Origin of the sequence: Bradyrhizobium sp. 197, assembly GCF_023073375.1 — a bacterium.
Lineage (GTDB): Bacteria > Pseudomonadota > Alphaproteobacteria > Rhizobiales > Xanthobacteraceae > Bradyrhizobium.
In genome coordinates, this window is record NZ_JADPJJ010000092.1 from 417,697 (window position 1) to 431,983 (window position 14,287).

The following is a 14,287-nucleotide window of genomic DNA, read 5'->3' on the forward strand; positions in this document are numbered from 1 at the left end:
CTCACAAAGTGTCGTTCTGCACGTTGCTCGCCACCGTCAAGACGCCGAACAGCAGGGCCATCGCCAGCATCCAGTCGAGCAGAATGGCTTTCAGCCGCCGCGAGAAGCGGGCATAGCGCGGTCCGGGCGTCAGGGTTGAGGCGTCAGAGGCCATGGCAATGTCGCATCCGCTCGTCCGATCCAGCCATAAGACGCCGGCGGACGGCTCAAGGTTCGAACGTATCAGTCTGCAGCATCACGCCACCAGCGCGGCGTCCAATCCGTCGATGCCGCGCTGCGCGGCCAGCAGGCTGACGATCTCGGCGTTCGGCCGGGCCTTGCTGAACAGAAAACCCTGACCCTCGTCGCAGCCTTCGGCCCGGAGGCAGCTCAGCTCGGCTTCGGTCTCGACACCCTCGGCGGTGATGATGACGCCGAGCCCCTTGCCGAGGCTGACGATGGAGCGGATGATCGCCTGGGCCTCGCGGTTGGCGCCGAGATCGCGCACGAAGGATTGGTCGATCTTGATCTTGTCGAAGGGAAAGCTGCGCAAATAGCTGAGGCTGGAATAGCCGGTGCCGAAATCGTCCATCGAGATGCGCACGCCGAGCGCGCGCAGCGCATGCAGCGTCGCCAGCACCTGGGCGCTCTTCTCCAAAAGCAGCGTCTCGGTGATCTCGAGCTCGAGCCGCCGCGGCGGCAGGCCGGACTGCTTCAGCGCGTCCGTCACCACCGAAAGCAGATTGCCGCTGCGGAACTGCAGCGGCGACAGATTGACGGCGACGCGGACGTCGTCGGGCCAAGTCGCGGCGTCCAGGCACGCCCGGCGCAGCATCAAGCCACCGAGCGGGTTGATCAGCCCGGTTTCTTCCGCCACCGGAATGAACTCGGCCGGCGAGATCATCCCGCGATCGGCATGCGGCCAGCGCACCAACGCCTCGAAGCCGGTGATGCGGCCGCTCTGGAGGTCGATCAGCGGCTGGTAGTACGGACGCAGCACGTCGCTCTGGATCGCGTCGCGCAGCTCGACCTCGATCTTGCGCCGGCCCTGCGCTTTGGCGTCGAGCGCGGCCTCGAAGAACGCAAACGTGCCGCGCGCATCCAGCTTGGCGCGCGACAGCGCCATGCCGGCGCTCTTGAGCAGCTTTTCGGAATCATCGCCGTCGCCTGGCGCCATCGCGATGCCGATGGAAGCGCCGATCACCACGGAATGGCCGTCGAGCAGATAGGGATCGGCGATGGCTTCAAGCAGGCGCTTCGCCAGCAACACCGCGTCCTCGGGCCGCGTCAGGCCGCTCTGCACGATCGCGAACTCGTCCGAGTTCAGCCGGGCCAGCGCGTCTTCCTCACGCAAGGTCGAGCGCAGCCGCTTGCCGACTCCGCGCAAGAGCTTGTCGCCGACCGCGTGTCCCAGCGCGTCGTTGACCGCCTTGAAATTGTCGAGCCCCAGCATCAGCAGCGCGACCTTGTCGGTGCTGCGGCGGGTGTGCAGCAGTATCTCATCGACCTGCTGGCGCAGCAAATTGCGGTTGGGCAGGCCGGTCAGGCCGTCATGCTGCGCCATGAAGGCGAGCCGCGCCTCGGCGCGTTTGCGCTCGGTGATGTCCATCAGCGCGAGCAGCACCGCGGGCCGCTCGGCATAGCTCAGTTCGCGGGAATAGATCGCAAGGTCGATCAGCGCGCCGTCGGCCTTGACGTGCTTCCAGGTGCGCCCGGGCTGCTCCTCACCGGTCGGGTCTGAGGTCCAGGGCGGCTCCCTCTCGAAAGCCTGCAGGGAGCGGATTGTCAGCCGCTCGAACTCGGCGCGGCTGTAGCCGTAATGGGCGACCGCCGCATCGTTGACGCTGAGGATACGCTCATCGTCCAGCGCGCAGACGATCATGGGGACGGGATTGCCGTCGAACAGCAGGCGGAACGAGGCCTCGCGCTGCTTCAACTCGGTGATATCGACGCGCAGGCCGACGACGCCGCCGTCGTCGGTCAGCCGCTCGTCGATCAGGATGACGCGACCGTCCGCCAGCTTCTGCTCGTGACGCGCGCCGGGCTGATAGAGTTTTTGCAGCCGCTCGGCGATCCAGTCTTCCTCGTGGCCGGCAGCCTCGGGATAGTCGCCGCGGGCGACACCAATGCGCAGCGTGTCTTCGAGACGCGCGCCTTCTTCGAACAGATCGGCGGTCTTGCTGTAGATCTCGGCGTATTGCTTATTCCAGAGGACGTAGCGGCCCTCGGCATCGAGAAATACGATGCCCTGCGGCAGGATCTCGATGGCCTGACGCAGACGCTCATGGGATTTGCGCGCTTCCGCGATCGCGGCTTCCGCCTCGGCGCGGCTGCGCAGAACCTCGTCGCGTTCGGACGGAGGACGAGGCGCGCGCGCAAAACGCGGCTTGCGCGGGTGCAGGCCGAGCCTGCCAAGCACGCTCCCCTTCCGCTTTTTTGGTTTTCGAGACCCCGAACTCAACTTCACTCGTCCCAGTCGCACTCAGCGACCGCAAGGTGTGGAGCAAGTGTCTGAAAAAAAGGTAATCTTGGGTAGTTCGACGGTTGGACGCACGGACTGGCAGCCACAAGAAGTCAGCCGTTATTGCCCGTTTACAAGGCGCGGCAGCGCCGACGGGCGCGCCAAGCGCATCGCATCGTCGCCATTGGAGAACGAGATGGCGCAAAAATTACGCGCTGCCTTGAATTATTTCCGGGATCGCGCGCGATTGCATGCAGAGCGGAGTGAGTATGCGTCCTCCGCACGAATTTTGGCCAATGCATGAGAGGGTTATCGCGCCGTTAAAAACGACCGGCTCCGCGCGGGGAACTGCGACTTTCGGACGATATTTTGGCCGAAGGACTGTTTCTTAACCCCGACGCGGTGTTGGGTTATAAGGTTGCCAGCATGAGTCCCCGCCGCCTCACCCCCCTCCTGCTCGTCATGACGCTCCTGGCCGCCGGCGACGCGCTGGCCCAGGACAAAGGCAGCGTGACCCCGAAACCGCTGCCGCCGCTCACCAATCCCAACGATCCCAGTATCGGCGCCAGGGAGCTGTTCGCGCGAAAGCTGCTGCCGTCGAGGGGACCGGCCCATGTCATCGGCTCCTACGTCAAGGGCTGCATCGGCGGCGCCGAGCAGATGCCGCTCAACGGCGACAATTGGCAGGTGATGCGACTGTCGCGTAACCGCAGCTACGGTCACCCCGCGATGATCGCGCTGATCAAGCGCCTCGCGGCCAGGGTGCACAAGGACGCGGGATGGCCGGGCATTTTGGTCGGCGACATCGGCCAGCCGCGCGGCGGGCCGGCGCTGTCAGGCCATGCCAGTCACCAGATCGGCCTCGACGCCGATATCTGGCTGACGCCGATGCCGGACCGTCGTTTGTCGCGCGAGGAGCGTGAGGAGATGTCGGCGGTGATGATGGTGCGGCAGGACCGGCTCGACATCGATCCAAAAGTGTTCACGCCAGGCCATGTGCTGGTGCTGCGAGACGCGGCGCGGGAGCCGGCGGTGCAGCGCATCTTCGTCAATGCCGCGATCAAGAAGGCGCTGTGCCGTGAGGCCAAGGGCGACCGTTCCTGGCTGTCGAAGATACGGCCGTGGTGGGGCCACGACTATCACTTCCATATCCGCATGCGCTGCCCGGCGGGCGCGGGCGAATGCGAAGGCCAGTCCTCGCAATCCGAGGACGAGGGCTGCAAGCCCTCCGATCTCGCTTACTGGTTCAGCGATGGCGTGCTGCACCCCAAGCCGCCGCCGGAGCCACCGAAGCCGAAACCGCCGATGACGCTGGCGCAGATGCCGGCGGCCTGCAAAGTGGTGCTGCATGCGAGGGACGCGAAGCCTTAGCCGGCTGTCCTCCTCGCCTTGCGGGATCGGAGCTGGATCGGACCAAACGTCGGCTTTGACCCGTTTCGCCAGCCTGTTATGGTCGCACCAGCGATCGCTTGCCGGACCGTAAGTCCGGCGGGCTTGCCGGAACAGCGCTTCCGCCGGTCGCAGCCTGACTCAACCAACGCCGTCTTGCGCGCGCCGCCTCGCGTGCCCTGAGCGTGCGCATGGAGCGCTTTCGATGTCCCGCCTTTCCGCGCTTTTTTCGGTTTTGCTCGTTCTGACCGCGAGCCTTTCGCCTGCCGCCGCCGAGCAGAAGACCATCACCGTGTTCGCCGCCGCCTCGATGAAGAACGCGCTCGACGAGGTCGATGCCGCCTACACCGCAAAAACCGGTGTCAAGTTCAGCGTCAGCTATGCCGCGAGCTCGGTGCTCGCCAAGCAGATCGAGCAGGGCGCGCCGGCCGATATGTTCGTCTCCGCCGATACCGATTGGATGGACTACGCGACAAGCAAGAAGGCCATCAACGAGCCGACCCGGGTCAATCTGCTCGGCAACAGCATCGTGCTGATCGCGCCGAAGGATTCCAAGATCGACAACGTCACCATCGCGCAAGGCTTCGACCTCGCAAAACTCGCCGGCGACGGCAGAATCGCGACCGGTGACGTCAAGTCGGTGCCGGTTGGAAAGTATGCCAAGGCGGCGCTGGAGAAGCTCGGGGCGTGGCAGGCCGCCGAGCCGAAATTCGCGATGGCCGAGAGCGTGCGCGCCGCGCTGACGCTGGTGGCCCGCGGCGAGGCTGATCTCGGCATCGTCTATTCCACCGATGCCAGGGTCGAGCCAGGCGTGAAGATCGTCGGCACCTTTCCGGCGGACTCGCACCCCGCGATCATCTATCCGGTTGCTGCGACCACGGTCGCGAAGGGCGAGACCAGTGACTACCTCGCCTTCCTGCGCTCGACCGCTGCCAAGACCATTTTGGAGAAATACGGCTTCAAGTACCTGGTCAGCCCCACGACTTAATATCTCCGACGTGATATCTGCGACTTGATGTCCGAAATTTCTCCCGCCGAATGGACGGCGATCCTGCTCTCGCTCAGGGTCGCGGTCGTCGCAACGCTGGTCGCAACGCCGTTCGGCATTGCGCTGGCGTGGCTGCTGGCGCGGCGTGATTTCTGGGGCAAGTCGGTGCTCGATGCGCTGGTGCATCTGCCGCTGGTGCTGCCGCCAGTTGTCACTGGCTATCTGCTCTTGCTGACTTTTGGACGCCGCGGCCTCGTTGGCGGCTTCCTCGCCGATACGCTCGGCATCGTCTTCGCCTTTCGCTGGACCGGCGCTGCGCTTGCCTGCGGCCTGATGTCGTTCCCACTGCTGGTGCGCCCGATACGGCTGTCGATCGAGGCGATCGACAGCCGGCTCGAGCAGGCCGCCGAAACGCTCGGCGCGGCACCGTGGAAAGTGTTCTTCACGGTAACGCTGCCGCTGGCGCTGCCTGGCGTCCTCGCCGGCATGGTGCTTGGCTTTGCCAAAGCGATCGGCGAGTTCGGTGCCACCATCACCTTCGTCTCCAACATTCCCGGCGAGACCCAGACGATTTCGTCCGCGATCTATTCGCTGATCCAGACGCCTGACGGCGACGCGGCCGCGGGACGGCTGGTGATCGTCTCGATCGTGCTCGCGCTCGGCGCGTTGATCGCCGCCGAGTGGTTCGCCCGCCGCGCCACGCAGCGCCTGCACGGGAATTGACCATGCTGCGCGTCGACATCGAAAAGCAGCTCGGCGAGTTCTCGCTGTCCGCGTCCTTCACCAGCGAGGGCCGCGTCATCGGACTGTTCGGCGCCTCCGGCGCGGGCAAGAGCTCGCTGGTCAACATGATCGCAGGGCTGTTGCGTCCGGATCGCGGCACCATCGTGATCGATGGCGAGACCGTCGACGACACCGCGGCCGGCATTCATGTGCCGACCTATCGCCGCCGCATCGGCTATGTGTTCCAGGACGCGCGGCTGTTTCCGCATCTCAATGTGGCGCAAAACCTCGATTACGGCCGGCGCATGAACGGCCTTGCGTCCGACCCGGCCCAGCACACGCGCGTTATCGATCTGCTCGACATCGGTGCGCTGCTTGATCGCCGCCCCGGAAAACTCTCCGGCGGCGAACGCCAGCGCGTCGCGCTCGGCCGCGCGCTGCTCTCGAAGCCGCGCCTGCTGCTGCTCGACGAGCCGCTCGGCGCGCTCGACGAGGGCCGCAAGCTCGAGATCCTGCCCTATCTGGTGCGGCTGCGCGACGAGGCCAATGTCCCCATGGTCTATGTCAGCCACGACGTCGCCGAGCTGCGCCAGCTCGCCACGCAGATCGTGATGCTGAAGCAGGGGCGGGTGACGTCGTTTGGTGGGGTGAAGGTGCTGACGTAGCGACGAGGCGGATCGCGTTTCGACGAACCGCCTCGCTCTAACTTACAGCCCGCCACTACCAGCCGCGATCGACGTTGCGCACGTCGCCCGTTCGGGCGTCCACATCGACTTCCATCCAGCGGCCGACACTGTCACGGCCTTCGATCTGCCATTCGTCGCCGGCGAACTCGGTGTGCGAAATGGTCATGACACCAATATCGCTCGCGACGTCGAGCGCGGCCTGCATCGAGATCTGATCGCCGGTGTCATAGGCCCTCGCTGGGGCCGCCGATCCGAGACCGATCGCGACGACGGCCGGCAAGATGAGATTTCGCATAGGTTGCTCCTGTCAGATACGTTTACGCGGCTAAGAACGAGTGGCGTCGCGGAGCGTTCCGGACACAGGGATCACGAAGGCGCAAATCTTTGGCGGTTGCGGCGATTTGGTGGCGGCTCCTCATTTTCGTCACACCGGGTTCGCGCTAGCGCGCGCTCCGGAGTGACAACGAGATGACTAGACCCCCGCCACCGAGGTCCACAGCTCCGCTAGCTTGCGGCGCAGCGCTTGCCTGCGCGTCAGCGGCGCGGGCGCTTCCTCGTCTTCCGGCAGGCGCAGGCCAACGACGTTGACTCGGCCGCCGGAGATGGAGCGCGCGACGAGCACGATCGGATCCAGCGCAAGCTCGGCGCCCTCTTTCGGCGCGCGGTCGAGATGGACGTCGAAATAATCGGCCAAAGTCAGCTTGCTCTCGTCTTCGCCGGCCTTCACGCCGTAGATCTCCGCGAGCTCGGCGAGCGTGTGCTCGCCGGAGACCATGAAGTCGCCGAGCAGATGCGGGTCCGGCGCCGAGCTCGGCTGCATGTCGACGAAGAAGCGGTCGAGCGATTCGGCCTTTTCTGGCGGCGCCAGCAGATAGATGTAGTCGCCCGGCGCGATCGGCTCGGCTTCAACCGGCGTCAAAATGTTCTCGTTGCGGATCACCAGCGTCGGCTTGGACCAGGACGGGATCAGGCCGCGGCGGAAATACAGGCTCTTGGGCCGCACCGGATAGCCGACGAGTTGCTGCTCGAGCTGGCCGGGCAGATCGAGCTCGACGCGGCGCGGGCCGCGCTCGGCGCGCGGCAGCGCGACATGAAGCTTGCGCGCGGCCGGCGCCAGCGTCCAGCCTTGCAGCAGCAGCGAGATGATGACGACAACAAAGGCGACGTCGAAATAGAGATAGGCTTTCGTCAGCCCGACCAGCATCGGGATCGAGGCCAGGAAGATCGCGACCGCACCGCGCAGGCCGGTCCAGGCGATGAAGATCTTCTCGCGCCAGTTGAAGCGGAACGGCGCCAGGCACACGAACACCGCGATCGGCCGAGCGACCAGCATCAGCACGAAGGCGATCCCGACCGCCGGCAGCACGCTGGCGCCAAGCCGGCTCGGCGAGACCAGCAGGCCGAGCAGCACGAACATCACGATCTGCGCCAGCCAGGTCGCAGCATCCAGGAACGCCACCACCGAATTATGCGCACGGGTCGGCCGGTTGCCGATGATGATGCCGGCGAGATAGACCGCGAGAAAACCCGAGGCATGCATGATCTGCGAGCCACCGAAGATGACGAGCGCCGCAGTCGTGACAAACGGCGCATGCAGGCCCTGCGGCAGCGCCACCTGGTTGAGCGCGACGACGACCAGACGTCCGCCGAGGAAGCCGACGACGGCGCCCAGCACCGCCTCCAGCAAGAACTCCATCATCACATGCCCGGCCGTGCCCGTTCCGAGGGAGATGTATTCGACCAGCATCAAGGTGAGGAAGATCGCGAAGGGATCGTTGGTGCCGGATTCCACTTCCAGCGTCGCGCCGACACGCGGGCGCAGGCGCAGGCCCTGGGTATGCACCAGCAGGAACACAGCGGCGGCATCAGTCGAGGCCACCACGGCGCCGACCAGCAGCGACTCCGTCCAGTTGAGATCGAGTGCGTATTTGGCGAACGGCGCCGTGATCAGCGCAGTCAGAAGCACGCCGACGGTGGCGAGCACCACGGATGGCGCGAGCACGGTGCGGATGCTGGCAAAGCGCGTCTTCAGGCCGCCGTCGAACAGGATCAGGGCAAGCGCCACCGAGCCGACCAGATAGGTGGTGCGGACGTCGTCGAACTGAAGCTGGCCGGGGCCGGAATCGCCCGCGAGCATGCCGATGGCAAGAAAGACGAGCAGCAAGGGCGCGCCGAAGCGCAGTGCAAGCAGGCTCGACAGGATGCCGGCCAACACCAGGACGGCGCCGAGCAATATGGCGAGACTGACAGAGTCGAGGGAGGCCATCCACCTTCCGGGTACGAATTCGCTGGAATGGCATCCTTATCGTCGGCGGACTCCCGCGCCAACCCATTTTCTCCCGCTCGCGGCAATCTGCCCGTATTTTGCGGCCTTAACGCACTTCACTTAGCGGTGTATCGGTGGCCCGGCCGCTCCCTTTGTGGGATTCTGCGGCGCCCTCGAATCAAATCCTCCCGCCCGCTTCCCGACGAGACCGATGGACATGGACCTCAAAGACTTCATGGAGTTCGTGCAGACCACCGCACGCAGCGTCGGGGCGGAGATCTCCTCACCCTGGTTCTACCTGCAATTCGGCCTGATCCTGGCTGCGGCCGGCATCGCCTATGCCGCGGAAGCCGGGGTTCGCCACCGCGTCGACATGACATCGCTGGCGATGCACTGGCCGCTGCCGCTCCGGCACTTCGCCCGCGTCATGGTGAGCAGCGCCTCGACGGCGGTGTTCACCCTGCTGGTGATCATCTCCCGCGTGGTGATGTATCACGCGACCTGGCCGAGCCGCAGCTATCTGCTGATGGTCGCCGCCAAGCTCGGGCTGGCCTGGCTCGCGATCCGGCTGCTGACCTCGATGCTGCGCAACGCCTTCATCGTCAAGCTGGTGTCGATCACGGCCTGGTTTGTCGCCGCGCTCTCCATCCTCGGCCAGCTCGATGCGACGGTGGATTTGCTGGATTCCTTCGCCATCGTGCTCGGCGGCCTGCGGCTGACGCCGCTGCTGGTGATCAAGGCCGGCGCGCTGCTGCTCATCGCGCTCTGGGCCACCAATATCGCCAGCAATTTCGCCGAGAGCCGGATCAATTCGACGACCGATTTGACCCCGTCGGTGCAGGTGCTGCTGATCAAGATCATCCGGATCGGACTTCTGGCCATCGCAATTGTCATTGCGCTCGGCGCGGTCGGCATCGACCTCTCCGCGCTCGCGGTGTTCTCCGGCGCGGTCGGCGTCGGCATCGGTATCGGCCTGCAGAAGATCGTCGCCAATTTCATCTCGGGCATCATCCTGCTCGCCGACAAATCGGTGAAGCCCGGCGACCTCGTCACCATCGGGGACAACACCGGGCGCATCAGCGCGATGAAGACGCGCTATATTTCCGTCGCCGCCGGCGACGGCCGCGAATTCCTGGTGCCGAACGAGGATCTGGTGACGCAGAAAGTGGTCAACTGGACCTATACCGACAAGAACACGCTGGTGAAGATCGCCTTCGGCACCAATTACGACGCCGATCCGCGGCTGGTCTGCAAGCTCGCCGCCGAGACCGCCGCCGCCCATCCCCGCGCGCAGAAGGGCAAGCCGCCGAACAGCATTTTGACCGAGTTCGCGGAAGCCGGAATGAAGTTCTCGCTGACCTTCTGGATCGCGGACCCCGACGGCATGGACGGCGTCAAGAGCGACGTGATGCTGGCGTTGTGGGACGCCTTCAAGCGCGAGGGCATCCGGGTTCCCTATCCCGTCCGCGAAATCCGCATCCGCGGCGGCGCGCTGCCGGTGGAAACCACCGTAGAAGTCCCGAATTAGGCCCGCTTACGGGCGCAAGGCAGGCACGCCTGACTTGCATGAAGGCCCGCAATCATTAAATTGGAGCGTGAAATCAAGCCTTTCCGCCGATATCGAGCCCACCCCAGAAGATAGCGCCCGCATGAGTTACGTCGAAGCTTCCGATACCTCCCTGCGCAAGACCGGACAGATCAAGCTGCACGGACCGAGCGCCTTTGCCGGCATGCGCAAGGCGGGAGCGCTGGTGGCGAAGTGCCTCGACGAGCTCACCGACATCGTCGGGCCCGGCGTGCCGACCGAGCGCATCGACCAGTTCGTCCGCGACTTCGCCTTCAGCAACAATGCCTATCCGGCGACGCTGATGTATCGCGGCTATCGCTACTCGACCTGCACCTCGCTCAACCACGTGGTCTGCCACGGCATGCCCGGCGACCGTCCGCTGAAAGAGGGCGACATCGTCAACATCGATGTCACCTTCATCGTCGACGGCTGGTATGGCGATTCCAGCCGCATGTATGCGGTCGGGCCGATCGCGCGCAAGGCCGAACGGCTGATCGAAGTGACGTATGAGGCCATGATGCGGGGCATCGCCGCGGTGAAGCCCGGCGCCACCACCGGCGACATCGGCCACGCCATCCAGAGCTTCGTCGAGCCGCAGGCCATGAGCGTGGTGCGCGATTTCTGCGGTCATGGCCTCGGGCGCATGTTCCACGACGAGCCGAACATCATCCATATCGGCCGGCCGGGCGAAGGCGTGCAGCTCAAGCCGGGCATGTTCTTCACCATCGAGCCGATGATCAATCTCGGCAAGCCGCATGTGAAGATCCTGTCCGACGGCTGGACCGCCGTCACCCGCGACCGCTCGCTATCGGCGCAGTTCGAGCATTCCGTCGGCGTCACCGCCACCGGCGTCGAGATCTTCACGCTATCGGAGCGGCACGGCGAGAAGCAGATCGGGTGATGGCGGCGCAAGCGCCGACGCGCGCCTATCGCGGCCGGCGGAACGACGACGGCCGCCGCTTGTAGGTCGCGGCAAAGGCATCGTTGAATCTGCGAACGCTGCCGAAACCTGCGGCGAAGGCGATCTCCGCCAATGTCATGCTGGTCTGGTCGATCAAGCGCTTGGCTTCCTGCACCCGCCGCGTCGCTGCGATCTCGCTCGGGCTCGCCCCGGCGTGGCGCATGAACAGGCGAAGCAGGTGGCGCGGCCCGACGCCAAGGGCTTCTGCGAGCTCCGTCATTGACGCCTCATCCAGAAAACCGTCATGGATCAGACGCATCCCGCGCGCCACGGTGCTCGCCGTTCCCATCCAGGCCGGCGACCCCGGCGCCGTTTCCGGCCGGCAGCGGAGGCACGGGCGAAAACCGGCCCGCTCGGCGGCGGCAGCTGTCGCATAGAAGGTGACGTTCTCGGAGCGAGCAGGACGAACCGGACAGACCGGCCGGCAATAGATGCGCGTCGAGCGGACACCGGAGAAGAACAGTCCGTCGAAAGCGCGCGCACGCGCCAGCCGAGCCCGATCGCAGGTTTCCCAGTCGAGATGCGGTGGCAGCGTTTGCCGATGCGCCGAGCCTGTCGCCATTGCGCGATAATAATGCCCGCGCTGCACGCCGAGTAGCTGAAATCGGACTCGATCGGGCGATGAGGTCCGAATTCAGCCAGCCTCTCCCGGCGCTCCGGATCATGGTGTCGATCGCTTCAGGAGCAAATTGCATGAGCACGCAGGGGCAACAAACGACGCCAAGGAAGACCACTCTCGCGCTCGAGATCGGGCTCCTGCTGCTGCTCTCGCTGATCTGGGGCAGTTCGTTCACGCTGATCAAGGTCGCGATCCCGACGATTCCGCCCTTCACGATGGTCGCCGCGCGGGCGACGATCGCGGCCATTATCCTGATCCTGATCGCTCTCGCGCAGGGACACGCCCTTCCCCACCGAGGATCGGTCTGGGCGGCCCTCTTCGTGCAAGGGCTGCTGCAGAGTGCGCTGCCCTTCACCCTGATCAGCTGGGGCGAGGCACATATCGCAAGCGGTCTCGCCGGCGTACTCAATGCAACCCCGCCGATGTTTGTGCTCGCGATCGCGATGACGACCGTGCGCGGGCGGCTGAGCATCAACGGCCAGAAGCTCATCGGCGTCGGTCTCGGTCTCGCGGGTGTCGCCGTGACCATAGGTGCCGATGCGTTTTCGGGGATCGGCACGGCCGCTCCGCTGGCCCAGGCAGCGGTACTATGCGCGAGCCTCTGCTATGCGCTCGCACCGATATGGGGGCAGCGCTTCTCGGGCCATCCCGCGATCGTCACGGCGGCCGGATCCATGAGTTGCGCCGCGCTTCTCATGCTCCCGATCGCCGCCGCTCTCGAACAGCCGTGGACACTGGCGCCGCCGCCGGCGCAGGCGATCGCGGCGGTGATCGCGCTCGCGGTGGTCTGCACGGCTTTCGCGATGGTGATCTATTTCCGGCTGATCCAAACGCTCGGTCCGCTCGGCACGACAAGCGGAAGCTATCTGCGCGCCGGTTTCGCGGTGGCGCTCGGCACCGCATGGCTCGGCGAGCAATTTACCTGGTCCAGTCTTGCCGGAATGCTGTTCATTCTCGCCGGTGTGGTGGCGGTCACGGTGCCCGCACCAGCGCACGGCGCCAGGAGACCGGCGGGCTGAGTCACCATCTTCAAAGCCAGATGCCAGGACCTGCGCGCCGTCCCGCAATTGACGGTTGCAAAAGCGCTGGTCCGCGGCAATGCTGGCGGCCGATGCCCGCCAAGTCAGACCACGACAAGAGCAAGCCGGAGGAAGCGCCGCACTATCTCGGCCATCGCGAGCGGCTGCGCGAGCGCTTCTACAGCGCCGGTGCGGATGCGCTCAGCGACTACGAGCTGCTCGAGATGGCGCTGTTTCCGGCGCTGCCGCGGCGCGACACCAAGCCGCTGGCGAAGACGCTCATCAAGACGTTCGGCTCGTTCGCCGAAGTCGTCCATGCCCCGGTGGCGCGCCTGCGCGAGGTTGACGGCGTCGGCGAGCCCGCGATCCACCAGCTCAAGCTGATTGCGGCGGCATCGCACCGCGTCGCCAAGGGCGAGGTCAACAGCCGCAACGCGCTGTCGTCCTGGAACGAGGTGATCGACTATTGCCGCACCAGCATGGCGTTTGCCGACAAGGAGCAATTCCGCCTGCTGTTCCTCGACAAGCGCAACCAGCTCATCGCCGACGAGGTGCAGCAGACCGGCACCGTCGACCACACCCCGGTCTATCCGCGCGAGGTGATCAAGCGCGCGCTGGAATTATCCGCGACCGCGCTGATCCTGGTCCACAACCACCCCTCAGGCGATCCCTCGCCCTCGCAGGCCGACATCCAGATGACGAAAGCGATCATCGACATCGCAAAGCCGCTCGGTATCTCCGTGCACGACCACATCATCGTCGGCCGAGGCGGCCATGCCAGCCTGCGTGGGCTGCGGTTGATCTAGGCTGTCGAATCACATGACAAGGACAGCATGAGCGACTGGCTGCACAATCTGCCACTGCCCTGGATGGCGCTGGTGGTCTTCGGTTTCACTTATCTGGTGGCGATGGCCATCTTCGCGGCCGTCGCGCTTGTCGCAACGGGGGAGCGCGCCAAATCGCTGAAGGCGATCTCACCGGGCATGCTGCCGGTGCTCGGCATCATCTTCGGCCTGTTCGTCGCCTTTACCGCGGCGCAGGTCTGGGGCGACAGCGACCGCGCCGGCGCCGCGGTGAGCCGTGAGGCCAGCGCGCTGCGAAGCGCTGTGCTGCTCGCCGCCGGCCTGCCGGCAGAGCAGGAGACAAGGCTGCGCGGCCTGGTGCGCGACTATGTCGAGCAGGCCGTCACGGTGGAATGGCCGATGATGGCGCATCAGGAGGTGTCGCTGAAGGTGACGCCGCCCGCGCTCGCCGAAGCCTTGCAGCTCGTCGTCGCGATGGCGCCGCAGGGCCGGAATCAGGAGACCGTGCAGCACGAGATCATCAACGCGCTCCAGCAGGCGCTGGATGCGCGGCGGCAGCGGATCATCGTCAGCCTCGCCGCGGTGAATTCGGTCAAATGGTGGTGCCTGTATCTCCAGGCGGCCTGCGCGCTGCTGGTGATCGGCCTCGTCCATTGCGACAACCGGCTGGGATCGGCGATCGCGATGGGCCTGTTCGCGACCGGCGTCGCGACCTCGGTTCTCTTGATCGCCGCGCACGACCGGCCGTTCGCCGGCCAGGTCTCGATCCGGCCGGAGCCGCTGCTCCAGATCATGCCGGAGTCAGCGGCGAAAAGTTGAGGCGCGA

Annotated in this window: 15 protein-coding genes; 10 read left to right on the top strand and 5 right to left on the bottom strand. The window is 65.5% G+C overall.

What is annotated here, in order from left to right; translation table 11 throughout:
* Nucleotide 1: 1 nt before the first annotated feature.
* Nucleotides 2-154: a hypothetical protein gene (locus IVB27_RS22480; RefSeq protein ID WP_247445385.1), complete on the bottom strand. Its 153-nt coding sequence runs from the start codon at nt 152-154 to the stop codon at nt 2-4.
* Nucleotides 155-235: 81 nt separating this feature from the next.
* Complete coding sequence (locus IVB27_RS22485; protein WP_247445386.1) at nt 236-2,398, bottom strand: putative bifunctional diguanylate cyclase/phosphodiesterase; 2,163 nt, start codon at nt 2,396-2,398, stop codon at nt 236-238.
* Nucleotides 2,399-2,486: 88 nt separating this feature from the next.
* On the opposite strand from IVB27_RS22485, the gene IVB27_RS22490 reads away from it, so the two are divergent.
* The 5 genes from IVB27_RS22490 to modC all read left to right on the top strand — a co-directional run bounded on the left by IVB27_RS22490 (nt 2,487) and on the right by modC (nt 6,205).
* Nucleotides 2,487-2,744, top strand: coding sequence for a hypothetical protein (locus IVB27_RS22490; RefSeq protein WP_247348676.1), 258 nt, complete (start codon nt 2,487-2,489; stop codon nt 2,742-2,744).
* A gap of 122 nt (nt 2,745-2,866) precedes the next feature.
* Nucleotides 2,867-3,811 (top strand): penicillin-insensitive murein endopeptidase, encoded by a 945-nt coding sequence (gene mepA / locus IVB27_RS22495; RefSeq protein ID WP_247348674.1) that lies wholly within the window; start codon nt 2,867-2,869, stop codon nt 3,809-3,811.
* A gap of 223 nt (nt 3,812-4,034) precedes the next feature.
* Entirely contained in the window at nt 4,035-4,817 is a 783-nt protein-coding gene (gene modA, locus IVB27_RS22500; RefSeq protein WP_247445387.1) for a molybdate ABC transporter substrate-binding protein, read from the top strand.
* A 27-nt stretch (nt 4,818-4,844) separates the two neighbouring features.
* Nucleotides 4,845-5,540, top strand: a complete 696-nt coding sequence (gene modB, locus IVB27_RS22505; RefSeq protein ID WP_247445388.1) for a molybdate ABC transporter permease subunit — start codon at nt 4,845-4,847, stop codon at nt 5,538-5,540.
* 2 nt (nt 5,541-5,542) lie between these two features.
* Nucleotides 5,543-6,205: a molybdenum ABC transporter ATP-binding protein gene (gene modC / locus IVB27_RS22510; protein WP_247445389.1), complete on the top strand. Its 663-nt coding sequence runs from the start codon at nt 5,543-5,545 to the stop codon at nt 6,203-6,205.
* Between the two features lie 55 nt (nt 6,206-6,260).
* Here modC and IVB27_RS22515 read toward each other — a convergent pair whose 3' ends face one another.
* Together IVB27_RS22515 and IVB27_RS22520 are read right to left on the bottom strand one after the other, a co-directional pair.
* The gene (locus IVB27_RS22515) at nt 6,261-6,521 is read right to left on the bottom strand and encodes a PepSY domain-containing protein (protein ID WP_247445390.1); all 261 of its coding nucleotides are present in this window, start codon (nt 6,519-6,521) and stop codon (nt 6,261-6,263) included.
* Between the two features lie 177 nt (nt 6,522-6,698).
* Entirely contained in the window at nt 6,699-8,492 is a 1,794-nt protein-coding gene (locus IVB27_RS22520; RefSeq protein WP_247348664.1) for a potassium/proton antiporter, read from the bottom strand.
* Nucleotides 8,493-8,703: 211 nt separating this feature from the next.
* Between IVB27_RS22520 and IVB27_RS22525 the strand changes: the two genes are divergently transcribed.
* Nucleotides 8,704-10,020 (top strand): mechanosensitive ion channel family protein, encoded by a 1,317-nt coding sequence (locus IVB27_RS22525; RefSeq protein WP_247445391.1) that lies wholly within the window; start codon nt 8,704-8,706, stop codon nt 10,018-10,020.
* Nucleotides 10,021-10,141: 121 nt separating this feature from the next.
* The gene (gene map, locus IVB27_RS22530; protein ID WP_007597786.1) at nt 10,142-10,960 is read left to right on the top strand and encodes a type I methionyl aminopeptidase; all 819 of its coding nucleotides are present in this window, start codon (nt 10,142-10,144) and stop codon (nt 10,958-10,960) included.
* A gap of 25 nt (nt 10,961-10,985) precedes the next feature.
* Here map and IVB27_RS22535 read toward each other — a convergent pair whose 3' ends face one another.
* Complete coding sequence (locus IVB27_RS22535) at nt 10,986-11,582, bottom strand: bifunctional transcriptional activator/DNA repair enzyme AdaA (protein ID WP_247445392.1); 597 nt, start codon at nt 11,580-11,582, stop codon at nt 10,986-10,988.
* Between the two features lie 131 nt (nt 11,583-11,713).
* Between IVB27_RS22535 and IVB27_RS22540 the strand changes: the two genes are divergently transcribed.
* From IVB27_RS22540 to IVB27_RS22550, 3 genes are all read left to right on the top strand, one after another.
* Nucleotides 11,714-12,658 (top strand): DMT family transporter, encoded by a 945-nt coding sequence (locus IVB27_RS22540; protein WP_247445393.1) that lies wholly within the window; start codon nt 11,714-11,716, stop codon nt 12,656-12,658.
* A 92-nt stretch (nt 12,659-12,750) separates the two neighbouring features.
* Entirely contained in the window at nt 12,751-13,464 is a 714-nt protein-coding gene (radC, locus tag IVB27_RS22545; RefSeq protein ID WP_247445394.1) for a RadC family protein, read from the top strand.
* A 27-nt stretch (nt 13,465-13,491) separates the two neighbouring features.
* On the top strand, nt 13,492-14,280 hold the full coding sequence (locus tag IVB27_RS22550) for a bestrophin-like domain (protein ID WP_247445395.1): 789 nt from the start codon (nt 13,492-13,494) through the stop codon (nt 14,278-14,280).
* Nucleotides 14,281-14,287: the final 7 nt, after the last annotated feature.

Bases quoted from the DNA above. Each gene is read 5' to 3' on its own strand.
- mepA (WP_247348674.1), top strand. From the start codon at position 2,867: ATGAGTCCCCGCCGCCTCACCCCCCTCCTGCTCGTCATGACGCTCCTG.
- modB (WP_247445388.1), top strand. From the start codon at position 4,845: ATGTCCGAAATTTCTCCCGCCGAATGGACGGCGATCCTGCTCTCGCTC.
- IVB27_RS22550 (WP_247445395.1), top strand. From the start codon at position 13,492: ATGAGCGACTGGCTGCACAATCTGCCACTGCCCTGGATGGCGCTGGTG.
- modC (WP_247445389.1), top strand. From the start codon at position 5,543: ATGCTGCGCGTCGACATCGAAAAGCAGCTCGGCGAGTTCTCGCTGTCC.
- IVB27_RS22525 (WP_247445391.1), top strand. From the start codon at position 8,704: ATGGACATGGACCTCAAAGACTTCATGGAGTTCGTGCAGACCACCGCA.
- IVB27_RS22520 (WP_247348664.1), bottom strand. From the start codon at position 8,492: ATGGCCTCCCTCGACTCTGTCAGTCTCGCCATATTGCTCGGCGCCGTC.
- IVB27_RS22540 (WP_247445393.1), top strand. From the start codon at position 11,714: ATGAGCACGCAGGGGCAACAAACGACGCCAAGGAAGACCACTCTCGCG.
- radC (WP_247445394.1), top strand. From the start codon at position 12,751: ATGCCCGCCAAGTCAGACCACGACAAGAGCAAGCCGGAGGAAGCGCCG.
- modA (WP_247445387.1), top strand. From the start codon at position 4,035: ATGTCCCGCCTTTCCGCGCTTTTTTCGGTTTTGCTCGTTCTGACCGCG.
- IVB27_RS22515 (WP_247445390.1), bottom strand. From the start codon at position 6,521: ATGCGAAATCTCATCTTGCCGGCCGTCGTCGCGATCGGTCTCGGATCG.
- IVB27_RS22480 (WP_247445385.1), bottom strand. From the start codon at position 154: ATGGCCTCTGACGCCTCAACCCTGACGCCCGGACCGCGCTATGCCCGC.
- IVB27_RS22535 (WP_247445392.1), bottom strand. From the start codon at position 11,582: ATGGCGACAGGCTCGGCGCATCGGCAAACGCTGCCACCGCATCTCGAC.
- map (WP_007597786.1), top strand. From the start codon at position 10,142: ATGAGTTACGTCGAAGCTTCCGATACCTCCCTGCGCAAGACCGGACAG.